At 64.5% G+C, this 22560-nt stretch carries 24 protein-coding genes and 1 tRNA gene; 9 read left to right on the forward strand and 16 right to left on the reverse strand.

The window, feature by feature from the left end; genetic code table 11:
• Nucleotides 1-149: 149 nt before the first annotated feature.
• From DEM26_RS01430 to lgt, 4 genes are all read right to left on the reverse strand, one after another.
• Nucleotides 150-944 carry a Hint domain-containing protein gene (locus tag DEM26_RS01430; protein WP_088719615.1) on the reverse strand — a complete coding sequence of 265 codons (795 nt, stop codon included), beginning with the start codon at nt 942-944 and terminating at the stop codon, nt 150-152.
• Between the two features lie 660 nt (nt 945-1604).
• On the reverse strand, nt 1605-2357 hold the full coding sequence (gene pgeF, locus DEM26_RS01435) for a peptidoglycan editing factor PgeF (RefSeq protein ID WP_088725543.1): 753 nt from the start codon (nt 2355-2357) through the stop codon (nt 1605-1607).
• Between the two features lie 25 nt (nt 2358-2382).
• Complete coding sequence (locus DEM26_RS01440; RefSeq protein ID WP_109171549.1) at nt 2383-3465, reverse strand: class I SAM-dependent methyltransferase; 1083 nt, start codon at nt 3463-3465, stop codon at nt 2383-2385.
• Entirely contained in the window at nt 3462-4364 is a 903-nt protein-coding gene (lgt, locus tag DEM26_RS01445; RefSeq protein ID WP_369907716.1) for a prolipoprotein diacylglyceryl transferase, read from the reverse strand. Before lgt ends, DEM26_RS01440 begins: the two co-directional genes overlap by 4 nt.
• A 126-nt stretch (nt 4365-4490) precedes the next feature.
• Here lgt and DEM26_RS01450 point away from each other — a divergent pair, with 126 nt between their 5' ends.
• Nucleotides 4491-4739 (forward strand): accessory factor UbiK family protein, encoded by a 249-nt coding sequence (locus tag DEM26_RS01450; RefSeq protein WP_088719767.1) that lies wholly within the window; start codon nt 4491-4493, stop codon nt 4737-4739.
• A 285-nt stretch (nt 4740-5024) separates the two neighbouring features.
• Here DEM26_RS01450 and DEM26_RS01455 read toward each other — a convergent pair whose 3' ends face one another.
• Nucleotides 5025-5957 carry a PhoH family protein gene (locus DEM26_RS01455; RefSeq protein ID WP_233243001.1) on the reverse strand — a complete coding sequence of 311 codons (933 nt, stop codon included), beginning with the start codon at nt 5955-5957 and terminating at the stop codon, nt 5025-5027.
• Here DEM26_RS01455 and DEM26_RS20620 point away from each other — a divergent pair.
• Nucleotides 5889-6233, forward strand: a complete 345-nt coding sequence (locus tag DEM26_RS20620) for a hypothetical protein (protein WP_233243005.1) — start codon at nt 5889-5891, stop codon at nt 6231-6233. The two genes, DEM26_RS01455 and DEM26_RS20620, sit on opposite strands and share 69 nt — an antisense overlap.
• 310 nt (nt 6234-6543) lie before the next feature.
• Nucleotides 6544-6912: a hypothetical protein gene (locus DEM26_RS01460; protein WP_075774072.1), complete on the forward strand. Its 369-nt coding sequence runs from the start codon at nt 6544-6546 to the stop codon at nt 6910-6912.
• 76 nt (nt 6913-6988) lie between these two features.
• Here DEM26_RS01460 and miaB read toward each other — a convergent pair whose 3' ends face one another.
• Nucleotides 6989-8311: a tRNA (N6-isopentenyl adenosine(37)-C2)-methylthiotransferase MiaB gene (miaB, locus tag DEM26_RS01465; RefSeq protein ID WP_109171550.1), complete on the reverse strand. Its 1323-nt coding sequence runs from the start codon at nt 8309-8311 to the stop codon at nt 6989-6991.
• A 151-nt stretch (nt 8312-8462) separates the two neighbouring features.
• On the opposite strand from miaB, the gene DEM26_RS01470 reads away from it, so the two are divergent.
• From DEM26_RS01470 to hemP, 3 genes are all read left to right on the forward strand, one after another.
• A complete protein-coding gene (locus DEM26_RS01470) occupies nt 8463-9347 on the forward strand; it encodes a glycosyltransferase family 2 protein (protein ID WP_088722355.1) in 885 nt (294 codons plus the stop codon).
• Between the two features lie 173 nt (nt 9348-9520).
• A complete protein-coding gene (locus DEM26_RS20285) occupies nt 9521-9688 on the forward strand; it encodes a hypothetical protein (RefSeq protein ID WP_157771603.1) in 168 nt (55 codons plus the stop codon).
• Nucleotides 9685-9834: a hemin uptake protein HemP gene (gene hemP / locus DEM26_RS01475; RefSeq protein ID WP_075774069.1), complete on the forward strand. Its 150-nt coding sequence runs from the start codon at nt 9685-9687 to the stop codon at nt 9832-9834. Before DEM26_RS20285 ends, hemP begins: the two co-directional genes overlap by 4 nt.
• Before the next feature lie 106 nt (nt 9835-9940).
• Here hemP and DEM26_RS01480 read toward each other — a convergent pair.
• Together DEM26_RS01480 and DEM26_RS01485 are read right to left on the reverse strand one after the other, a co-directional pair.
• Nucleotides 9941-10014 (reverse strand) — tRNA-Gly (locus DEM26_RS01480).
• A 36-nt stretch (nt 10015-10050) separates the two neighbouring features.
• Entirely contained in the window at nt 10051-10719 is a 669-nt protein-coding gene (locus tag DEM26_RS01485; RefSeq protein WP_088722354.1) for an SOS response-associated peptidase, read from the reverse strand.
• A 79-nt stretch (nt 10720-10798) separates the two neighbouring features.
• Between DEM26_RS01485 and DEM26_RS01490 the strand changes: the two genes are divergently transcribed.
• From DEM26_RS01490 to arsC, 3 genes are read left to right on the forward strand one after another with little or no spacing between them, the layout of a single operon-like run.
• Nucleotides 10799-11137 carry a DUF952 domain-containing protein gene (locus DEM26_RS01490; protein WP_078520541.1) on the forward strand — a complete coding sequence of 113 codons (339 nt, stop codon included), beginning with the start codon at nt 10799-10801 and terminating at the stop codon, nt 11135-11137.
• A 5-nt stretch (nt 11138-11142) separates the two neighbouring features.
• The gene (locus tag DEM26_RS01495) at nt 11143-12195 is read left to right on the forward strand and encodes a quinone-dependent dihydroorotate dehydrogenase (RefSeq protein WP_109171666.1); all 1053 of its coding nucleotides are present in this window, start codon (nt 11143-11145) and stop codon (nt 12193-12195) included.
• On the forward strand, nt 12186-12515 hold the full coding sequence (gene arsC, locus DEM26_RS01500; protein ID WP_075774066.1) for an arsenate reductase (glutaredoxin): 330 nt from the start codon (nt 12186-12188) through the stop codon (nt 12513-12515). The genes DEM26_RS01495 and arsC overlap by 10 nt, the downstream gene beginning before the upstream one ends.
• A gap of 75 nt (nt 12516-12590) precedes the next feature.
• Here the strand turns inward: arsC and DEM26_RS01505 are convergent, their stop codons facing one another.
• The 8 genes from DEM26_RS01505 to acs all read right to left on the reverse strand — a co-directional run bounded on the left by DEM26_RS01505 (nt 12591) and on the right by acs (nt 22292).
• On the reverse strand, nt 12591-14687 hold the full coding sequence (locus DEM26_RS01505) for a 3'-5' exonuclease (protein ID WP_109171551.1): 2097 nt from the start codon (nt 14685-14687) through the stop codon (nt 12591-12593).
• Nucleotides 14687-15076 carry a response regulator transcription factor gene (locus DEM26_RS01510; protein WP_075774064.1) on the reverse strand — a complete coding sequence of 130 codons (390 nt, stop codon included), beginning with the start codon at nt 15074-15076 and terminating at the stop codon, nt 14687-14689. Before DEM26_RS01510 ends, DEM26_RS01505 begins: the two co-directional genes overlap by 1 nt.
• Nucleotides 15077-15080: 4 nt before the next feature.
• Nucleotides 15081-15617 carry a hypothetical protein gene (locus DEM26_RS01515; protein ID WP_088725492.1) on the reverse strand — a complete coding sequence of 179 codons (537 nt, stop codon included), beginning with the start codon at nt 15615-15617 and terminating at the stop codon, nt 15081-15083.
• Between the two features lie 9 nt (nt 15618-15626).
• On the reverse strand, nt 15627-17456 hold the full coding sequence (locus DEM26_RS01520; protein ID WP_109171552.1) for a DUF294 nucleotidyltransferase-like domain-containing protein: 1830 nt from the start codon (nt 17454-17456) through the stop codon (nt 15627-15629).
• 94 nt (nt 17457-17550) lie between these two features.
• Nucleotides 17551-19290 carry a sodium:solute symporter family protein gene (locus DEM26_RS01525; RefSeq protein ID WP_075774061.1) on the reverse strand — a complete coding sequence of 580 codons (1740 nt, stop codon included), beginning with the start codon at nt 19288-19290 and terminating at the stop codon, nt 17551-17553.
• A 21-nt stretch (nt 19291-19311) separates the two neighbouring features.
• Nucleotides 19312-19569: a DUF4212 domain-containing protein gene (locus DEM26_RS01530; RefSeq protein WP_075774060.1), complete on the reverse strand. Its 258-nt coding sequence runs from the start codon at nt 19567-19569 to the stop codon at nt 19312-19314.
• A gap of 63 nt (nt 19570-19632) precedes the next feature.
• Nucleotides 19633-20325 carry an adenylate kinase gene (locus DEM26_RS01535; protein ID WP_075774059.1) on the reverse strand — a complete coding sequence of 231 codons (693 nt, stop codon included), beginning with the start codon at nt 20323-20325 and terminating at the stop codon, nt 19633-19635.
• Entirely contained in the window at nt 20325-22292 is a 1968-nt protein-coding gene (gene acs / locus DEM26_RS01540; protein WP_077701305.1) for an acetate--CoA ligase, read from the reverse strand. The genes DEM26_RS01535 and acs overlap by 1 nt, the downstream gene beginning before the upstream one ends.
• Nucleotides 22293-22560 lie beyond the last annotated feature (268 nt).

Genomic DNA, 22560 nt, shown 5'->3' on the forward strand with positions numbered 1-22560 from the left:
GGGGCGCGCAAGCGCGGGGGCAGAGCCCCCTCCCCGGCCCGCAACAAAAAACGCCGCGCGAGGTTCTCAACGCGCGGCGTTTTCCGTGACCGGCTCCCCACGAGCGCCGTCAACTCCGACCGGAGCCTTTACCCCTTGCAGGCCCTCGCTCAGATCAGCATGTCTTCCACCTCGAACCGGGTCAGCCGCGGTGCGGCGAGCGGGCCGAACTCGCGCAGCCTGTCCATCTGCGGAAACAGCGCGAGGAACAGTTCCGCCATCCGAGGATCGATCATCCGCTCGAAGCCTTCGCCTGGGTGGAAGCTCTCGACCTCCATGCCGCCAACCTTGAGCGAGCCGTGATGCTCCAGCACCAGATGATAGGCGGAGACCGGCGAGATCGGCGCGACCTCGATCACGCTCACCCCGTCGACGAAAGCCGCAATCGGCGCATAGGCCGCCTCGATCCCCAGACGCGCGCGCAGCCGCGCGTCGCGCAGGCAAATCCGCGCATGGGGGCCCAACACCAGATCCTGCGACGGACGACCATGCCCGAATGCCTCGGCGGTGACGCGGATCATCCCCGCGGCCTTGTCCTTCGCGGCGGGGAACATCGTCATCGACCCTTTCCAGGTGACAGTCTCAACCCGCTCGTCGGCGGTCAGGACGCGCATCCCGGGCACCACATCCTCAATCGAGACGGGGCCCTCCTCGGTCGCGATCACAGCGCCGCGCGCCAAGGCAGAGAACGCCTCCTCGAACAACGGAATCGCCGGGGCGACGCGGGAGGTTTCCTCGATGAACCCATCTGCCTCCAGCCACCACGCGGCATAACGGCGCGTCATCGCGGAGGCGCGCAGGGCGCGTTTCGGCGCATTCGGGCTCGCACGCAAAGGGCGCGGCAGAGGCGGTTCGGAACTGTCGGGACGGAGCGCGGCCGCTGCCGTCCGGTGGGGTAGATTCATGCGATAGGCCTTTCGGTCTTCTCACGGCTGCATCGGCCCCCACCGGTTGCAGAGAGACGCTCACAACATGGCTAAAACCGGTGACCCCGTCAAATTTTTGATGCGATTGTCTCACGATCCCCGAGCAGTCGAGACCTGCCCTAACGGCAGGTTTCCCGGGCGCGCACAAACCGCCACAGTCTCACCACATTCAAAGCGAATCACCCGCCTCCAGAGGCACTGGAAGCGGGTGATGAAAATGGCCGGGCGTGGCAGCGCCCGGCCAAGTCTCGCATTGCGATCCGCATGACCAATTGCGATCGCGTTGCGAGAAGGGAGATCATTGTGCGGCGCCAACCCTCCGCGGCGCGGCCGCCGCCGTGCGACGCGTCTGTGCGCTGCGCGCATTGCGCGCCCACGGCATCGGCGTGTCGCATTTACGTGCGGAGTCCAGCGCGGTTTTCATCCAGCGGCGGGTCGGTTGTTGCTTGTTCACGTTGTTGTCCCCTCGTCTCAGGATCGTCTTCGATCCGGTTCAGGACTGTTGTGACCGCGCAATGGGGCCAGCATGGGGCAAGAGTGGGAATTTTTCGCGCAAGGAAACGAACGAATGCGGCAAGGCCGATTGTTTCAGAGCTATCTCATGTGCGGGCGGCGCGCCGCCCGCGCCCCCCAGATCGATCAGAGGCGGATCGCCGAGAGCAGGCGCCCGTAATCGGCCTCCCCCGCATGGGTCGCGCGGCGGTAGGAATAGAAGCGCTCGGGCTCCTGGTAGGTACAGCGACGCATCCATTCCGCCTCACCGACGCCCGCCTCGCGCAGCCGGTGAAGCGAGAAGCTCGGCAGGTCGAAATGCGGCTTGCCCGAGGGTCCGGGCGAGAAGAACCGGCTGTAATCCATGTCTTCCATCAGGAACTGTTCCATGAAGTCCTCGCCGACTTCGTAGGAATGGACCGAGATGCACGGCCCGATCACCGCGGTGATGTCCTCGCGATGCGCGCCCAGACGCTCCATCGCGTCGAGCGTGTTCTCCAGCACCCCCTCCATCGCGCCGCGCCAGCCCGCATGGGCCGCGCCGATAACGCCCGCTTTCGGGTCCGAGAACAGCACCGGCTGGCAGTCGGCGGTCAGGATCGAGATTGCGATGCCCGGCACCTTGGTCACCGCCGCATCGGCGCGCGGCGGCGGATCGGTGATTTCTTCGATCACTGCGACATCGGGCGAATGCACCTGATTGACGCCCTGCAGCGCGTTCAGCTCAACCCCCAACGCGTCTGCGGCACGGGCCCGATTGGTGCGCACCGCCTCGCTTTGGTCCGACGAACCGGGGCCGCAGTTGAGCCCGGCGAAAATGCCCGAGGACGCCCCGCCCTTGCGGGTGAAGAAGCCGTGCTTCACCGCCCCCAAGGCGGGTGAGGTCAGAATTTCGAGCATCGTCGACATCGTGCCCCCCAATGGCTCAGTCGGTGTTTGGGTCGAAGCCCGGCGGCAGCGGCGCATTCGGCGCCACCAGTGCGAGAGCTTGGAACAGGTGACCCATTTCCTCGGGATGGGTCAAGCGGCGATGCGCGGCGATATGGGTCTCGCGCGCGGCCCCGGATAACGCCTGCGCGAGGCGCTGCGCCCGCGCCGTGATGCCCAACCGCTCCAGCAGAAGGCCCTGCGCGGTCATCGCCGACACCTTGGCCCCGACCCTTTGCGCCGCCTGCGCCAGAGGTTCGAAATCGACATGGGCGGTCAGGTCCGCCTCACCCGGTGTCGCGAAGGGATCGACGGGTTCATGCGCCTTGAGGGCCTGAAACGTGTCGCCCTTGGAATGCCAGTTGCCATAGTCGATCAGCAACGCCGCGCCGCCTTGGCGCGCGATCCGCGCTGCGAGCCTTTCAGTGAAACTCACCGCAGCGGCACAGGTCTCGACCACATTGCCCGGCACGGTGTCAGCCATGCGCGGCTCCAGAGCCTCGAAACGCGTGGGCGGGGCGAGGCCGGGGGTCAGCGCGCCCTCGTCGGACAATCCGATCTGCCGCTCGGCCCAGCCCTGCTCGACCCGTTGGAACTGCCGGATCGGCAGCGCGTCGAGAAACTCGTTCGCTACGAGGAACAGGGGGGAGACTGGCAGGTCGTCGATGGTCTCATGCCACACCACCCGATGCGGCGCGAGCTTCTGCTTCTGAATCTCGCGCAGGGTCGGCGAGGCTTCGATCAGATGCACCTCTGCCGCGTCCACCATCCCGCGCACCGCCTTCATCGCGCGCAGCATATCGGCCATCAGCGTGCCGCGCCCCGGCCCAGCCTCGGCCAAGATGAACGGCGCTGGCCGCCCTTGATCGAGCCATGCTTGCGCCAGACACAGGCCCAGCATCTCGCCGAACATCTGGGAAATCTCCGGCGCGGTGATGAAATCGCCCGCGCGCCCGAACGGATCGCGGGTCGCGTAATAGCCATGTTCGGGATGCAGCAGGCAGATGCTCATATAGCGGTCGAGCCGCATAGGCCCCTCCGCCGCGATCTGCGCGGCAAGGATGTCGCCCAGCGGGGTCACGATGCTTTCGGCGCGCGCAGTGCGCGGATCACGAAATACAACCCCACCGCGATCATCGGCAGCGACAGCACCTGCCCCATCGTCAGCCCCCAACCGTCCGTGAAGCGGATCACGTGGCCATAGGGATTGCCGAGGGTCACGAACTGCGGATCGCCCTGCCGGAACAACTCCACGAAGGCGCGCGCGGCTCCGTAGCCCATCAGGAAGACGCCGAGGCTCAGCCCGGGACGCTTCAGCGAACGGCCGAACTTCACCAGCCCCCAGAGGATCAGTCCCAGCAGCAGCCCTTCGAGCCCCGCCTCGTAGAACTGCGAGGGATGGCGCGCGCAAGACCCGTCCACCTGCCCCGCGATCCCGAGGCAGGTCTGCGCCAGTTCACCGGGGAAGATCACGCCCCACGGCACGTCCGTCGGACGCCCCCAAAGCTCCGGCTTGATGAAGTTGGCGATCCGTCCGAGAAACAGCCCGATCGGCGCCACCAACGCCATCGCGTCGGCGAGTTGCAGTTTCGGCACGTGGTGACGGCGCGCGAACCACCAGCCTGCGACCAGGGTGCCCAGGAAACCGCCATGGAAAGACATGCCGCCCTGCCAGACTTTCACGATGTCGAGCGGATGCGCCAGATACCATGCAGGCTCGTAGAACAGGATGAAACCGAGCCGCCCGCCCAGCACCACACCCACGATCACCGCCGTCAGCAGGTCCTCGACCTTGCCCGGCGCCATCGGCGCGCTGTTCGTCGGCCAGAGCGTATCGCGTTTCATCAGCGCCACGATGATCCGCCATCCCGCGATCAGCCCCGCGATATAGGCCAGCGCATACCAGCGGATCGGCAGGCCCAGACCGGGGATCGTAAGGGCGACCGGATCGAATTGCGGGAAGGGAATGGCCAGAGGCAGCAAGGCGGTCTCCTGTCAGAAATCGCCGCGAGAAAGCCCTGCGCGGGCCGGGAAGTCAACCTTGCCAGCGGCACCGACGCGGCCCATATAGTCAGGGAAGCAGAAATTGACCGCAAGGGGATGCCGATGCAGCCGCCCAACAAGATGTTCGACGAGATGTCCAAGCTGATGACCAACGCGATGGGCGTTGCCCAAGGCGCGAAGGACGAGGCCGAGACGGCGATGAAAAGCTGGATGGACCGGTGGCTCGCCGACCGCGACCTCGTGACCCGCGAGGAGTTCGACGCGGTCCGCACGATGGCGCAGAAAGCCCGCGAAGAGAACGCCGCGCTGAAGGCCCGCATCGAGGCGCTGGAAGGCAAGAAGGAAGACTGAGGTCTTCGCGATGGAATTTGAAAACGCCCGGTCCGAATGGCCGGGCGTTTTTCGTTGGCCCCGTGCGGGGAGAACCAGCCCCCGGGGACGGCGCATTGGCGATATCATCGCGCGTTCGGATATCATGCGGCCTTGCAAGACAAAGCGCCACGCCCCCCGCGACAAAGCGCCCTCTCGAGGGTCAGGCGCGGCCCTTGGTCAGATTTCCAGACACGTCACCACACAGCGAAATGCCCGCGCCGAGGCGCGGGCAAATCACTAATTCTTCGTTAAAGCCTCCCGGCTTCAGGTACCTTCCGCCTGATCGTAGGCGTCGATGATCTTCGCGACCATCGGGTGACGCACCACGTCTTTCGCTGTGAAGTAGTTGAAGCTGATCCCCTCGACATGGCCGAGGATACGCTCGGCATCCTGCAGTCCCGAAGGCATCCCGCGCGGCAGGTCCACCTGCGATCGGTCGCCGGTAATCACCATCCGCGAGCCTTGGCCCAGGCGGGTCAGAAACATCTTCATCTGCATGGTCGAGGCGTTCTGCGCCTCGTCGAGCACCACGAAGGCGTTTGACAGCGTGCGCCCGCGCATGAAGGCGAGCGGCGCGATCTCGATCCGCTTCTCTTCCAGCAGCTTCGCGAGCTGCTTGGCGGGCAGGAAGTCGTTCAGCGCGTCGTAGAGCGGCTGCATGTAAGGATCGACCTTGTCCTTCATGTCGCCGGGCAGGAAGCCCAGACGCTCGCCCGCCTCGACGGCCGGACGCGACAGGATGATCTTGTCGACATGCCCGCCGATCAGCATGGTCACGCCCACAGCCACGGCGAGATAGGTCTTGCCGGTGCCCGCAGGCCCGATCCCGAAGGCCAGCTCGTGCTCGAAGAGGTGCTTCACATAGGCCTTCTGCGCCTCGGTGCGCGGCTCGACCTGCTTCTTGCGGGTGCGAATCTCGAACTTGCCCGCCTCGAACATCTCGAGCTGCTCGTCCACCGTGGTCCCGGTGCCACCCAGATCGGCCATGCGCAGTGCGGCATCCACCTCTTCGGCGTCGATCTGCTTGTTCTGTTCCAAGCGCTGATACAGCTGATGCAGCACGGCGGCGGCCTGCGATTGCGCCTCCGGCTCGCCCACCACGGCCAGCTGATTGCCGCGCCGGAGGATGTGAACCTGCAACTTGTGCTCTATCTGGGCCAGATTGCGGTCGAATTCACCGCAAAGATCGATCAGCAGCCGGTTGTTGGGGAACTCAAGAAGCGTCTCGTGAGCATCCTGAGAGCGAGGCGGGGGTGTGATCGCGCTGAAGCCCAAATACAGAGTCTCCCTAGCTGGTTTGGTAAAGATATGGTGCCTGCCTTGGGGGATTCACGCAAGCACTGGTTTCCCGCCCTCCTAGGCGAGGTATCGAATTTCATCAAACTGAAACGAAAAAACCCAAGCGCGGTTCCGTCTGGTCACTTCGCCTGTTTTTTAGGCAAAGACGGGTCGATCTGGAACGCAAGTCGCTGAGCGGGTCGAACATCCGTGGCACGGTTGCCCCGCGCGACAACCCCGAATCGCCAAGCCACCGAGGGCCCGTCAAAGACGCAGAATCGCGTAGGAAAAGGCAAGCTTTACACAACCTTAGCGGGAAAACTGTCGCGGAAGGCTAAACATCCTCCATGTTTTTCCTGCCATTGTTTTCACATGCCCGGCAAATATCGACAAACTCTCGCCAATTTGGGTTCAATCTGGGCAAACTGCGGGCAGATGGTGCTCGGGTCGGAAGGATCACGAGCACCTATGTTATTCCGCTGCCCGATCAGGAGAGTCTCTGAAGATGAAGACCATTGCAATCACCGCCGCCGCGCTGCTCACCGGTATGGCATTCGCTGGCGCCGCCCAGGCCGGTACGAGCTGCTACACCGGCCCGGTGGGGCGCGATCACGTCAACAACAAGACCGTCTGCGGCCCGACCCGCAAGCAACAGATTCATATCGACTGCTTCCGTGGCCCTTGGCGCGAGACGATCTGGGATCACCCGCAGGGCAGCTTCGTCGATGACCTTGTGGCGTTCGGCTACGATTACGGCGATGCGAACGGCCTCGCGACGCAAATCTGCAGAAACGAGAGCCTCGTGGGCAACCCGGAAGGTCTGCGCAAAGAGCTTCTGAAAGCGATCGCGAACGATCCGCCCGGCCCGAACTGATCGGCGAAGGCTTCCAACAAGAAAGGGCCGCGGATGACGCGGCCCTTTTCAATTGATGCAGTGACGCGTTGCGCGCTCAGATCAGCTCGCCCGCCAGCGAATTCGGCGCCGTACCGGTGATCCGCACCTTCGCCAGGATGCCGGGACCCAGCCCCTCGCCCGAGACATGGACCGCCTGCAGGTAATCGGATTTGCCGACCCACTGGCCGTCCAGACGACCGGGCTTCTCGAAGAGCACGTTAACTTCGCGCCCGATCATGCTCTCCTGACAGGCCCGCTGTTGCGAGGTCAGAAGCGCCTGAAGCTCTTGCAGCCGCGCGTCCGCGACCTCGGCAGGCACCGCGCCTTTCGCGCCAGCCGCGGGCGTGCCCGGGCGCGGCGAGTATTTGAACGAATAGGCCATGCCGTAATTGACCTCTCGGATCAGCGACATCGTGTCCGCGAAATCCTGATCGGTCTCGCCGGGGAAGCCCACGATGAAATCGCCCGAGATCACGATGTCGGGGCGCGCGGCGCGGATACGCTCGATCAGGCGGATATAGCTCTCCACCGTATGCTTGCGGTTCATCGCCTTGAGGATCTTGTCCGACCCAGATTGCACCGGCAGATGAAGATAGGGCATCAGCTTCGGCTCGTCGCCATGGGCCGCGATGAGATCGTCTTCCATGTCATTCGGGTGCGAAGTGGTGTAGCGGATACGCTCCAGCCCATCGATCTTGGCGAGCGACCGGGCAAGCCGCGCGAGCGACCAGTCACCGCCCTCTCCCTCGCCGTGATAGGCGTTGACGTTCTGACCCAAGAGCGTGATCTCGCGCACGCCTTTCTCGACCAGCGCCTGCGCCTCCCGCAGGATTTTCTCGGCAGGGCGCGAAACTTCGGCCCCCCGCGTATAGGGCACCACGCAGAAGGCGCAGAATTTGTCGCAACCTTCCTGCACGGTCAGAAACGCGGTTGGGCGCGCCTGCACGGGGCGCGCGGGCAGATGGTCGAACTTGTCTTCCAGCGGAAACTCGGTCTCGACGGGGCGCGCGCCATTGTCGGTGCGGGCGACCAGTTCGGGCAGCTTGTGATAGCTTTGCGAGCCCACGACCAGATCCACCAGATCCGAGCGCCGTAAAATCTCGTCGCCCTCGGCCTGCGCGACGCAGCCCGCGACACCGATCTTCAGGTCGGGCTTGGCCTCCTTGAACGGACGCAGGCGCCCCAGATCGGAATAGACCTTCTCGGCCGCCTTCTCGCGGATATGGCAGGTGTTGAGCAGCACCATATCCGCCGCGCCCACATCGTCGGTCAGCTCGTAGCCCTTGGCGCCCATGGCCTCGGCCATGCGCTCGCTGTCATAGACGTTCATCTGACAGCCATAGGTTTTGATATGCAGCTTTTTCGGAGCGTCGGTCATGCCAATCCTCGCGCGTCTTTCCAGCGGGCCTGATACAGCCAAACCGCCCTTTCCCGCAAGGTCGCGCATGGCGCGGGACGTAAAGGCTTGATTTCATGCGGGCCTTCCCCGATCCTGCGCCCGAAGACCCCGCGAAAGGGCTAAATCGGGCATGAAATATTCCTCGCTGATCGATTTTCTCACCCGTCAGAGTGCAGCGCTATCCAAAGGTCCGGTCGGCGTGATCCTAGCCGAGGACGGGGTCGAGTTGGAGAGCACGATCCGCCACCATATCGACCTCGGCTTCCCGGTGTTGCTGGTTCTGGGCCATGCCGCGATGGATCTGCCGGACGATCTGGCCGCCGACAGCCCGACGAAAATCCACCGCATCGATTTCGAGTTGAACCGCCGCGACGCAGCCCCCCTCGCGATCAACCCGATCATCGCTGCCGTGCCCGCCGGAACATGGCTCTATTACTGCTTCAACGCGGAATACCTGTTCTTCCCCTTCTGCGAGAGCCGCACGATCGGCGAGGTGCTGAGCTTCCACACCGAAGAACGCCGCGCCTCGATGCTGAGCTATGTGATCGACCTCTATACCGGCGATCTGGAGGCGCATCCGAACGGCGTCGATACCGAGAACGCGATGTTCGACAAGGCGGGCTATTACGCGCTCGCCCGGCTCGATCCCGAGAACCACGACCACCCGAAGGAGCGGCAGCTCGATTTCTTCGGGGGGCTGCGCTGGCGTTTTGAGGAGCACGTCCCCGCCGAGCGCCGCAAGATCGACCGGATCGCCCTGTTCCGCGCCAAGCCCGGCCTGAAGCTGCGCCCCGATCACACGTTCAACGACGAGGAATACAACACCTATTCCTGCCCATGGCACCATAACCTGACCTGTGCGACCGCCTCGTTCCGGGTGGCGAAGGCGCTGAAGTTCAATCCCGGCTCGACCTATGACGTGCACAGCTTCACTTGGGTCAATTCCGAGCGCTTCAACTGGTCGAGTCAGCAACTCATGGATCTGGGTCTGATCGAACCAGGCCAGTGGTTCTGATCCGCCCCTCAAACTGATTCCGAACGGTTCCCCGTTATCTCTGCGGGCGCAGAGCACCTTGCGCAATTCCCTACTAAAAGAATCACCTTTACAATTCCGATAATTTCACTCAGGTTATTTCCATCAGCCAGTCGATCCCCGACGAGCCGCATATCGCGAGATGGAGACCGGAGATGAAACGCCCCTCTTCCCCCGGCCCCCGATACCGGGCCGACACGCATGTTGATACCGACCCGCCGCTGAGCCTGCGCGACATCGTCGAGGCGCTGTGCAGCGGTTTCCCCCCGGGCCAAAGCGCGCTCGAAGCGACGCTCGACCGGATCGAGGGAGGCCAGAGATGAGCATCAATGAAAGCTTCGCCAACGCTTTGCCCGTCCATGACGCGGAGGTGCTGACCGGCAAGGGCAACCTCGCCCATATCGTGCTGGACGGTCAGGTCTATACGCTGCGCATCACCAAGGCGGGCAAGCTGATCCTGACCAAATGAGCGCAACATTGCGCGCCCCGCACATCCCGAACGTCTGAAGCCGCCCGATCGTCCCTCGGGCGGTTTTTTCGTCTCGAAGACGCGTATCACTGTGATCTTGGGAAAATGGAGCGGGTGATGGGAATCGAACCCACGTCTTCAGCTTGGAAGGCTGCGGCTCTACCATTGAGCTACACCCGCACTCTGGCCTCTCCTTAGCGGTCCACGCCGCGCCATTCAAGCGGGATTGGCAAACGGTTCGCGTAAACCCGCCCCGGAGGCGCGGTTCGAGTTCACCTCTTGGCCCACGCGCCACGCCTGCAGGATGCCCTCGGGCCTGGGCTGCATCAGTGTCGCCGCGCCATGGCCCTCCTCGCCCAGCCATTTCGCCCAGTCGGCTTCTTCGAGGACCAGCGGCTCGCGGTGATGGATCGGGGCGAGCGTCGGGCCTGCCGGCACCGTCACGATGGCGCAGGTCGTCAGCAACTCGCCGCCCTTCTCCCAGTCCTGCCAGAGCCCGCCGAACACCATCGGCGCCCCGTCCCTGCGCGAAACGTAGAAAGGCAGCTTCGCCTCCCCCTCGCGATGCCATTCATAGAAGCCATCCGCCGGGATCAGGCAGCGCCGCGACCGGATCGCCGCCCGGAAGGCGGGCTTCTCCGCCACTGTCTCCGAGCGTGCATTGATCAGCAAGGGCCCGTCGGTCGGCGTCTTGTACCAATGCGGGATGAAGCCCCAGCGCATCGCCCGCAACTGCCGCTGCCCCTCACCGGAGACGCAGACCGGCAGGCTCTGGGTCGGGCAGATGTTGAACCGCTCGCCATCGGGCACGTCATTGCCGGGCACCGCCTTGAACAGACGCGCCATCGCATCGACAGGAAGAGTGTTGGCCATACGTCCGCACATGGCACAAAGCTATGCCGCCACGCGCGCGGCACAAGCCCCACGCTTGACCGGACGGCGCGTTTTCGGGCAAGGGAAAGCCATGTTGATTTACAAAATCCTCCGTCGCCCCGAATGGGATGCATTTCGCGAAGCCGGGCACACGCTCGGCGCTCCGGTCGACCTCGCGGACGGCTATATCCATTTCTCCACCGCCGATCAGGTCGTCGAAACGGCTGCGAAACATTTCGCGGGCGAATCCGATCTGGTGCTGGTCGCCTTCGACTCCACCGCGATGGGCGCCGATCTGAAGTGGGAACCTTCGCGCCGCGATCAGCTCTTCCCGCATCTTTACCGCCCGCTGAATCTCAGCGAAGTCGTCTGGGACCACGCCCTGCCCTTGGGCGCTGCGGGCCATATCTTCCCGAAGGAAATGTCGTGACCACCCTGATCGAGCGTGCGGGCCTCGCGGTTTTTCACAAGATCGACCCGGAAAAGGCGCATGGCCTGTCGCTGCGCGCGTTGCGAATGGGGCTCGCGCCCCTGCCCGGCCCGATCACTTCGCCCCGGCTGAAAACCGATCTGGCGGGGATGTCGCTTCTGAACCCGGTGGGCCTTGCGGCCGGCTTCGACAAGAACGCCGAGGCCGTGCCGCAGCTGATGCGCGCGGGCTTCGGCTTCATCGAAGTCGGCGCCACGACGCCGCGCGCGCAGGAAGGCAACTTGCCTCCGCGCCTCTGGCGGCTGCCCGCTGACCGCGCCGCGATCAATCGCTTCGGCTTCAACAATCAGGGCATGGAGCCGATCACCGAGCGGCTGGCAAAGCGCCCCCAGGGCATTCCGGTAGGCCTCAATCTCGGCGCCAACAAGGACGCCGCCGACCGCGCGAAAGATTTCGCGACCGTTCTGGCCCATGCCGGCCCGCATATCGATTTCGCAACGGTCAACGTCTCCTCGCCCAACACCGAGAAGCTGCGCGACCTGCAGGGCAAAGCCGCGCTGGCGGCTCTGCTGGCAGGCGTGATCGAGACCCGCGACGGCCTCGCGCGGCGTATCCCGGTCTTCCTGAAAATCGCCCCCGATCTGAGCGCCGAGGAACTGGCCGAGATCGCCGAGGTCGCGCTGGAAAGCGGGATCGACGGGATCATCGCGACCAATACGACGCTTTCGCGCGAGGGGCTGACCTCGCCCAACCCCTCCGATCAGGGCGGCATGTCCGGCGCACCGTTGTTTGAGAAATCGACCCGCGTTCTGGCCCAGCTCTCGCGGCATACTGCGGGCGCCCTGCCGCTGATCGGTGTTGGCGGCGTGGGCTCTGCCGAGCAGGCCTACGAGAAAATCCGCGCGGGCGCCTCGGCGGTGCAGCTCTACACCGCGATGGTGTTCTCCGGCCTCTCGCTCGCTGCAGATATCGTACGCGGCCTCGACGCCCTTCTGGAACGCGACGGCTTCGCCAGCGTTTCCGAGGCGATCGGCACCGGGAGAGACAAATGGCTGTAACGATCTGGCACAATCCGCGCTGCTCGAAATCGCGCGAGACGCTGAAACTTCTCGAAGCGCGCGGGATCGCGCCTGAGGTGCGCGACTACCAGAAAGAGCCGCCGACCATGGTCGAACTGCAGGACGCGCTGATGAAGCTCGGCCAGCCCGCCTCCGCCCTGATCCGCTGGAAGGATACCGACCTCTCCAAGGAGGCCGGCGAAAACGAAATCCTCTCGGCGCTCACCGCCAACCCGAAGCTGATCGAGCGCCCCTTGGTGCTGACCGAGACTGCGGCCCGCATCGGCCGCCCGCCGGAAACGGTTCTCGAGATTCTCTGACATCAGGGGCGCGGCCGCACTTCGCCTTGGCCCAAATATCCGGGGGCTCTCCGGAGGAGATGGGGGCAGAGCCCCCTACCCGTTCAGATCCTTGAGCAGCCGCCCGTGCTTGCGCAGCTCCGCCACCAATTCGCCGAACGTCCGCAAGCCGCGCGCCTGCAGCGCCGGCAGCATCTTCAGGAAAGCATCCGCCGTCGCGACCGTATCGCCGATCGCGGTGTGGCGTGCCTCCTCCGGGATGGTGATGCCAAGCCTGTGGGTCAGCGCGTCGAGCGTGTGGCTCTCCGACTGCCCGAACACCACCGCCGACAGCAGCACCGTGTCGAGGATCGGATGATCGAACCGCTCTCCGATCGCGCCTTCCTTGCGATGCAGGAATTCCATGTCGAAGGGCGCGTTATGCGCGATCAGCACCGCGCCCTCGGCGAAACGATGGAAGTCGCGCCCCACCTTGGCAATGTCGGGCGCGCCTTCGACCATCGCATTCGAGATGCCATGCACCTCGGTCGAGCCGGGCGGAATCGGGCGTTTGGGATCGACGAGCGTGTCGAAGACCTCGGTATCGATCCGCCGCCCGTTGACGATCCGGACCGCGGCGATCTGGACGATCTCATCGCCCTCGGTGGGCAGCAGGCCGGTCGTCTCGGTGTCGAACACGACATAGGTCAGATCGGTCAGCGGCGTGTCGGCGATCTCGGCGACGCGCTCGCGCGCAAGCAGGTCGAAATCGTAGACCACCGCGCGCGGCACCGGCTTCGGGCGTTTGGTGACATGGCGCGCCTCGCGGAGCGGGATACACAGGCGCGCACGCGTGTCGCCCAGCTTCTCGGGCCAGATTTCGGCGGCATGGGTGGTGAGCACCCGGTGCCCGGTCACATCTTCCAGCCCGGTGTCGAGCGGTTCGGCAAGCCAGCGCTCCAGCTCTCCGATCGGAAGCGGAGCGCCTTCCCATTCCAGCGCGATCAGCGCGCCGGGGCCGTCCTCTGTAATCTCCAGCCGGAAGTCGCGCCGGTCGGTCAGGCGACGCACCAGACCCGCCAGAAGCGCGACCATCTCGAAACCCTCGCAGCGCAGCATCAGCGCGGCCGTGACCGGGAGGATCGCTCCCCCCTCGGCGGCTACCCGCGCGGCCACCGCCTGCCCCAGATCGGAGGCGCGGATCATCGCGAGCGGCCACCAATCGGCGCGGTTTGCCTCGTGGCGCTCGAAAAATTCGTGGATCGCGGCGGAGAGGTGATGCGCCTCGGAATTGGCGGCCTCGCGAACCCGGTCCCGCTCCGGACCCGGGGCGGGGCCGTCGTCGGCGGTCAGGACCCCGATCAGCGATTGCAGCGCGGCGGCCGGGCGGCGGATGCGGTCGAACAGCTCATCCATCAACTGCTCGCGCTGCGCATGAGCGGCCATGTCGCCCGAGACGTCGCGCAGCGTCAGCACGTAGCCCGGGCGCTTCGAGACGTAGTGATCCTCACCCTCCGACAGCAGCCGCATCCGGGCGGCGAGCACGCGCCCCTCCGCCTTGGTCGAACACAGCAGATCCGAGGCCGCATCGGGGTCTTCCGTCGCCAGAAGACGCTCATAGGCATGGGCGATGGGCGGCTGGTTGAGGTAATCGAAAACGCGCCGATCGAGCCCCGGCGCATGGGCCGAGCCCAAGAGCTCCACCGCCTGCCCGTTATAGAAGGCCAGCTGATGATCGGCCGTGCAGAGCAACACGCCCACCGGCACATCCGACAGGAGCGCCTCGAGCCGCTCCTTCTCCTGCGCGAGCCGCGTCGTCTCGCGCTGAACGGCTTCGGTCAGGGCGTTGCGGGTCTCCGACAGGTGACGCGTGACGGAGGCCGCGGCGGGAGCCAGATCGCCCAGATGGCGCGCGATATCGACATCCATCTCGCCCTCGATCTCGGCGGTGGTGCGGGCGCGCAGCATCCCCGAGAGCCGCTCGATCGGTTTGGCCACGTTCTCGTCGAACAGAAACCAGATCCAGGCGATCAGCCCAAGGATCGCGAAGCCCGCGACCGTGCCGCCGATCACCATAGCGTTCAGCAAATCGGGATCGCCAAGCCGGGTGAAGCCGAACCACAACCCCGCCACCAGCGCCGCCAGATTTCCAAGCGCGAGCGCGGCGAAGAACAGGAACACCCGGGTGCGCAGGGAGAGCCGGGTGAGATCCATCAGGCCGTCTCCCCGTCGAGAATGCGGTGGACCTCCTCGCGCAATTCGCGCAGTTCGAAGGGTTTGGCGATGAACCCGTCAGCTCCGAGCGCGAGCCCCTTGCGGCGCTCCATCGCGGAGCCGCGCGCGGTCATCATCAGGATTTTCACATCGCCGAGGCCCTTGTCGGCGCGCACGCCTTCACAGATTTCGTAGCCCGACACTTCGGGCAGCATCACGTCGAGAAGGACCAGATCGGGGCGGGTCTCGCGGATTTTCTCCAGCGCGCCGCGCCCGGTATCGATCCGGTCATGCTCGTAGCCCTCGCGGCTCATCAGGTAGTCGAGCGCGATCGCGATATTGTCCTCGTCCTCCACGATCAGGACGCGATGTTTCCTCCCCCCCGGCATGGTCTCATCCTCCTGCGCATACCGCTTTCAGCCCCGGGTCGTCGGGCGTGAGCTTCAGCCAACCGCCGCCCGACAGCTCTCCGTCTTTCGACAGCGTGGCTCCGTTTACCAGATCGGCGCGGCTGTCGGTCTTGCAGTCATAGACCGTCGGCACCGTCTGCAGATTCTGCCAGCGTCCGATCAGCAGCAGATCGGTCTCGACCAGTTCCGGCTTGCCCGCGACGGGATGTTCCACCTTGCCGCCATCAACCGCCATGAAACGCGTGACCATCGGCACAAGGTAGGTCCAGGGCCGCCACGGCACGCTTTCGTCGATCTTCTGCAGCACGACGACCGTGTCGGGCATCTCGGAGCGCATTTCGGGAAACCACGAATATTCGCTCCAGATCGTATAGCCGATCAGCGCCGCGCCAATTGCTGCCGGCATCACCCATTTCGGCAGCTTCTCGCCGCGGATCCGCTTGCTCAGATGCGACAGCAGAAAGACCACGAGGGCGGCCAGCAGGCCCGCGGCAATGGTCGAGATGAAATCGTTCGTCATTAGCTCTCCTCAGCTCATCGCGCCTTTGCCGTGACCGGCGGCCGATTGCATCGTTCGCACCACAACGAAAGCGTCGCGCAGATGCGAGCGTTCGAAATCGGACAGGTCCGACGGCGCAAGATAATTGTCCGGCTTGCGCCCCGAGCGCGCGAGATGCGCCTGGTTCTCGAGCCGCATCGATGCGATCAGGTCATAGGCCTCGACCAGATCGCGCGCACCGGAATGGCTCAGCACGCCTGCATGTTCCGCCTCGATCAGGCGCGCGCGGGTGTTCACCTCCGGCAGGCGGCCCTGCAGCGCGTAGATGCGGGCCAGATCGGTCACCGGCACGACGCCGTTATGCTTCATGTCGATGTGGTTGCGATGCTCGCCCGAGCGGATCGTGGCGAAGCCCCGGATCAGGCCGAGCGGAGGGTGATGCTTGAGGCTGTTGGCGATCATATGGGCCACGAAGATCGAGTTCTTCGACGCCTTCGCCAAGGTCTCTACCTGCAGCTGCTGGAACAGCCCCGCCCCGTTGCCGCCGATCGCGCGCAGGTCGAACATCACCGAGGCCAGCATCTGCGCCTCGGGGTTCGGCTTGGCGATCCAGCCGTTGAAATAGTCCCGCCAGACCCGGACCGGCTGACACCAGCGCGGGTTCGTCGCCATCATGTCGCCCGGGCAATAGACGTAACCGCAGGCGTCCAGACCATCCGAGACGATCTTCGCGAGTTGGCGGAAATACTCCATATCAGCCTCGGTCACCGCATCGTCGAGGATCAGGCAGTTGTCCTGATCGGAGACGCCTGTCTGCTCCTGTCGGCCCTGCGAGCCGCAGGCCATCCAGAGATAGGGCACAGGCGGCGACCCCAGCGTCTCTTCGGCCATCTTCAGCAGCCGGCGCGTGACTGCATCGGCGATATCGGTGATCAGCCGCGTGATGACCTCATGGGCGTGATGCCCGCCCACGAGCTGCACCAGAAGCTGCGGGATGCGCGCGGTGACGGCGGCCATTTCGGCCACCGTTTCGGCGCCCGCCACATCGCGGATCAGCACGGCCGAACTCACGGCCTGAAAGCGGGTCAGATCGGTCTGGGTGATCATGCCCACGAAGCGCCCGCGATCGGTGATCGGCAGGTGCCCGACGCGCTTTTCCAGCATGACATGCAGAAGGTCCGTCCCCAGCCCGTCGGGCGTCAGCGTCACCGGATCGGGCGTCATCACCTCGCCTACCGGCGTGTCGGGTGCGCGCCCCTCGGCCAGAACCTTGTTCGACAGGTCGCGCACGGTGACGATCCCAACCAGCGCGCCATTCGCATCGGTTACGCCCAGAGAGGAGATATGTGCGTCGCGCATCTGCCGCGCGGCCTCGGTCACGGTGGTCTCGGGCGCGCAGCCCATCGGCTCCTGCGCCAGCAGATCAGCGATCTTCATCGTCGCGATTGAGTTGGTGCGGCTCTCGCCGCCGCGCACCCGGTTGAAGAACCGCGCGAAGGCGGGGGTGTTCTGCGACAGCTCCCGGAATTCGTCGACTGGCAGTTCCAGCAGCACGGTCTCGGCGGTCGTGCGCGCGGTGGTTGCGGCGAGCCCGTCGCGCATCAGACCGCGCTCACCGAATGTGTTGCGCGCACCGAGGATCGAGACCAGTGCCCCGTTCTGGTCGGTCACTTCGACCGATCCGCGCTTGATCAGATAGATGCCCTTGAGCGGCTCGCGATAGGAATAGACGGTCTGCCCGGCGGGCAATTCCCTGCGACGGAAGGAACTGGCGACACGCTCCAGCTCGTTGCGCGGCAGATTGTCGTAAGGGTGGACGCCTTCGAGAAATGCGAGGATCGGGGTCAGATCGGCGGCCATGATCTTTTCCTTCGGGAAGTGGCGGCGCCCCCCCGGGGCGCCTGCCGGATTTTCGAGGGGCGGGACGAGGGCTCCCCCGTCCCGCGCCGCTGTCTCAGTGGTCGACTGCCGCACCGGCGCCTTTCGGCACACGGATCGACTCGACGAGCTCCTGGATGTCTTCCGGGGTCTCTTTCGTCGCGTTCGAGACGAAGTAGGCGACGATGAAGTTCAGGACCGCACCGATCACGCCGAAGGACGTCGACTTGATCGAGAGGATCATCGGGTTCGCATCCGAGAACATGTTGGTGTCCGGGATGAAGAACCAGCCCTTGTGCAGGAAGATGTAGACCAGCGTGGTGATCAGGCCGGTCAGCATGCCCGCGACGGCACCGGTGTTGTTGATGCGCTTCGTGAAGATGCCCATCATCAGTGCCGGGAAGATCGACGACGCCGCCAGACCGAAGGCCAGAGCCACCGTCTGCGCCGCGAAGCCGGGCGGGTTCAGACCCAGATAGGTCGCGATCGCGATCGCAACGGCCATCGAGATACGGGCGGCCAGAAGCTCGCCTTTTTCCGAGATGCCCGGGTTGATCTGCGACTTGATCAGGTCATGCGAGACTGCCGACGAGATCGCCATCAGAAGGCCCGCAGCGGTCGACAGAGCCGCAGCCAGACCACCGGCCGCCACCAGCGCGATCACCCAACCCGGCAGGTTGGCGATCTCGGGGTTGGCGAGGGTGATGATGTCGCGGTTCACGGTCAGTTCGTTGGTGTCGCCCGCATTGTACTCGATGCGACCGTCGCCGTTCTTGTCGTCGAAGGACAGAAGACCGGTCGCGGCCCAGTTGCGCACCCACGACAGGTTCTGATCGTTCTCGATCGCGGTCATCTCCACCGCCGGCTCGTTCACGCCATTGGGGTAGAAGGTCGAGATCAGGTTCAGACGCGCCATCGCACCCACAGCCGGAGCGGTGAGATAGAGCAGCGCGATGAACACCAGCGCCCAACCCGCCGAGGAGCGCGCGTCGGCGACCTTCGGAACGGTGAAGAAGCGCACGATGACGTGGGGCAGACCGGCGGTGCCGACCATCAGCGTCATGGTGAACAGGAACATGTTGAGCATCGTGTCATGCTGGCCGGTATAGGACGCGAAGCCCAGATCGGAGACCAGACCGTTCAGCGTCGACAGGATCGGCTCGCCGGTGTTCACGTCGTTCGAGAACAGGCCCAGGCCCGGGATCGGGTTGCCGGTCAGCTGCAGCGAGATGAAGATCGCCGGGATCGTGTAGGCGATGATCAGCACGACGTACTGAGCCACCTGCGTGTAGGTGATGCCCTTCATGCCGCCCAGAACCGCGTAGAGGAACACGATCGCCGCGCCGATGAAGAGGCCGGTGGTGTTGTCGACTTCGAGGAAGCGCGAGAACGCGACGCCCACACCGGTCATCTGACCGATAACGTAGGTGATCGACGCCACGATAAGGCAGACCACGGCCACGGTGCGCGCGGTTTGCGAGTAGAAACGGTCGCCGATGAATTCCGGCACGGTGAACTTGCCGAACTTGCGCAGGTAAGGCGCAAGCAGCATGGCCAGCAGCACGTAGCCGCCAGTCCAGCCCATCAGGTAGGCCGAGGTGTCGTAGCCGCCAAAGGCGATGATGCCCGCCATCGAGATGAACGACGCGGCCGACATCCAGTCAGCGCCCGTAGCCATGCCGTTGACGACCGGGTGAACGCCGCGACCGGCGGCGTAGAATTCCGACGTGGAACCCGCACGGGCCCAGATCGCGATGCCGATGTAGAGCACGAACGTCGCGCCAACCACCAGCAGGTTGAGGGTAAACTGATCCATATCCCTCTCTCCTCCCTGAGATTACTCTTCGACGCCGTGCTCGCGGTCCAGTTTGTTCATCCGCCACGCATAGGTGAAGATGAGCACCAGGAACACGAGGATCGAGCCTTGCTGGGCGAACCAGAAGCCGAGATCAGTGCCGCCGATCTTGATGCCTGCCAGCATCGGGCGCAGCAGGATGCCGAAGCCGAAGGACACGATGAACCAGATCACCAGAGAGATCTGGATGGTCCGGATATTCGCCTTCCAATAGGCGTTGGACGAGGATTTGTCCGCCATGAGACTAACTCCCTTTAGTTTCTCTCCAGACGGGCCCCTCATGGGCCCGCCCCTCCCCAAAAATCAGGCCGAGACGCGCTCTACGATCGACCCAAGGCCCGAGGCGATCTCGTCGATGGAGCCCATCGCGTCGATTTCCTCGAGAACACCGAGCGCCTTGTAATGGGCGATCAGCGGTGCCGTTTGCGCGTGATAGGCCTCCAACCTGGCGCGCGCCGTCTCGGCATTGTCGTCGGCCCGGCGCTTGAATTCCGTGCCGCCGCATTTGTCGCAAACGCCCGCGACCGCGGGCTGTTTGAACTCGTCGTGATACCCCTCGCCGCATTTGGCGCAGGTGTAGCGGCCGGCGACGCGGGCGATCATCGCCTCGTCGTCGACCTCCAGGCTGATCGCCGCGGTCACCGACTGGCCGTTCTCCTCCAGAAGCCTGTCGAGCGCCGCAGCCTGCCCGGCGGTGCGCGGGAACCCGTCGAGGATCACCCCTTTAGCAACGTCCGGTTCCGCCATGCGATCTTGCAGGATCGCCAGAACGATCTCGTCCGAGACGAGACCGCCCTCCTCCATCACCGCTTTCGCGGCGAGGCCCGCCTCGGTGCCCTGCGACACCGCGGCCCGCAGAAGATCGCCCGTCGAGAGCTGCACGAGGCCGAACCTCTCTTCGAGCATCCGCGCCTGCGTGCCCTTGCCCGCGCCCGGCGGGCCGAGAAGGATCAGAACCGCAGGCTTGGTCCGCGTCATGGTCGTGCTGTCGGCCATCACTTGTTCCCGCGATTTTCGATCAACTCATCGACGACCGACGGGTCGGCCAGCGTCGAGGTGTCACCCAGGCTGCCGAAATCGTTCTCGGCGATCTTGCGCAGGATGCGGCGCATGATCTTGCCCGAACGGGTCTTCGGGAGGCCCGGCGCCCATTGGATGATGTCCGGTTTCGCGATCGGACCGATCTCGGTGCGGACCCACTTCTCGAGCTCCTTGCGCAGCTCGTCGGAAGGTTCGACATCGTTCATCAGCGTGACATAGGCGTAGATGCCCTGCCCTTTCAGCTCGTGCGGGTAGCCCACCACGGCAGCCTCGGCCACGGCCTGGTGCGCGACCAGCGCGGACTCGACTTCCGCCGTGCCCATGCGGTGGCCCGAGACGTTGATCACGTCGTCGACGCGGCCGGTGATCCAGTAGTAACCGTCGCTGTCGCGGCGGCAGCCGTCACCGGTGAAGTAATAGCCCTTGTACTGGCTGAAATAGGTTTCCTGGAAGCGCTCGTGATCGCCCCAGATGGTGCGCATCTGGCCCGGCCAGCTGTCCGAGATGCAGAGCACGCCTTCGGTCTCGGTCTCGTCCTGCTTCACCGCAGTCTGCGGGTCGAGCACGACCGGCTTCACGCCGAAGAACGGACGGGTCGCCGAGCCGGGCTTGGTGGGCGTCGCGCCCGGAAGCGGGGTCAGCATGTGACCGCCGGTCTCGGTCTGCCAGAACGTGTCGACGATCGGGCATTTGCCCTTTCCGACATACTTGTCGTACCAGGCCCAGGCCTCGGGGTTGATCGGCTCGCCGACCGAGCCCAGCACCTTGAGAGCGGACAGATCGTATTTCTCGACCCATTCCGGCCCCTGCCCCATCAGCGAGCGGATCGCGGTGGGCGCGGTGTAGAACTGGTTGACCTTGTGTTTCTCGCACACGGCCCAGAAACGGCCCGCGTCCGGATAGGTCGGCACGCCTTCGAACATGACGGTCGTCGCACCATTCGCGAGCGGCCCGTAGACAATGTAGCTGTGACCGGTGACCCAGCCGACATCCGCGGTGCACCAGAATACGTCGCCGTCGTGATAGTCGAACGTGTATTGATGCGTCATCGCGGCATAGACCATGTAGCCGCCGGTCGTGTGCACGACGCCCTTCGGCTTGCCGGTCGAGCCCGAGGTGTAGAGGATGAAAAGCGGATCTTCCGCGTTCATCGGACGCGCCGGACAATCGGGCGAGACGTTCTCCATCATCGCCTTCACGTCGACATCGCGCCCGTCGATCCAGGTGGTCTGGTCGCCGGTATGCTTCACCACGAGGCAGCGCACCTTGTCCGAGCAGTGGAGCAGCGCGGCGTCGGCATTGGCCTTGAGCGGCGTGCGGCGACCACCGCGCGGCGCGGTGTCGGCGGTGATCACGACTTTCGCGCCCGAGTCATTGATGCGGTTCGCCAGCGCGTCGGGCGAGAAGCCCGCGAAGACGATCGAGTGGATCGCGCCGATGCGCGCGCAGGCGAGCATCGCGTAAGCCGCTTCGGGGATCATCGGCAGGTAGATCACGACGCGGTCGCCGCGCATCACGCCCTGGCTCGAAAGCACATTGGCGAAGCGGTTCACCTTCTCGGAAAGCTCCTTGTAGGTGATGTGCTGCGCCGGGGTTTCCGGATCGTCGGGCTCGAAGATGATCGCGGTCTGGTCGCCGCGCGTCGCAAGGTGGCGGTCGATGCAGTTCACGCTGGCGTTCAACACGCCGTCCTCGAACCACTTGATATCGACATGGCCGAAGGTGAAATCGGTGTTCTTCACCTTGGTATACGGCGTGATCCAGTCGAGGCGCTTGCCCTCGCGGCCCCAGAACTTCTCCGGGTCGGTGATCGATTCCTTGTACATCTCGCGATATTTCGCAGCGTCGGCATGGGCGTTCTCGAAGCCCGGCGGGACCTCTTTGACCTCTGGAACCTGAGTCACCTTGTCTTGCGCAGTCATGAGTTTCCTCCCAGCAATTTCGCCTTGCGGCACGGCGTGTCCGCATGTCGCCCGCGTCATGGTGCAGGCCCTCTACCCCGCGCCACTGTAACTCAAAGGTTAAGATTCATGTAACCCCCTTTATACGCTGAATTTTTTTGTAAACTTTTTGACACCGATTGCGCTAACGCTGTAAATGCACGGAAATGAGGCAGAAAATAGTCACGCTTAATCAAGCGCTTGCCTGTAGCGTTTCATGCGCGCGGAGCCCGCATCTGAAAATCGACCT

Origin of the sequence: Thioclava sp. NG1 (genome assembly GCF_003122275.1) — a bacterium.
GTDB lineage: Bacteria > Pseudomonadota > Alphaproteobacteria > Rhodobacterales > Rhodobacteraceae > Thioclava > Thioclava nitratireducens.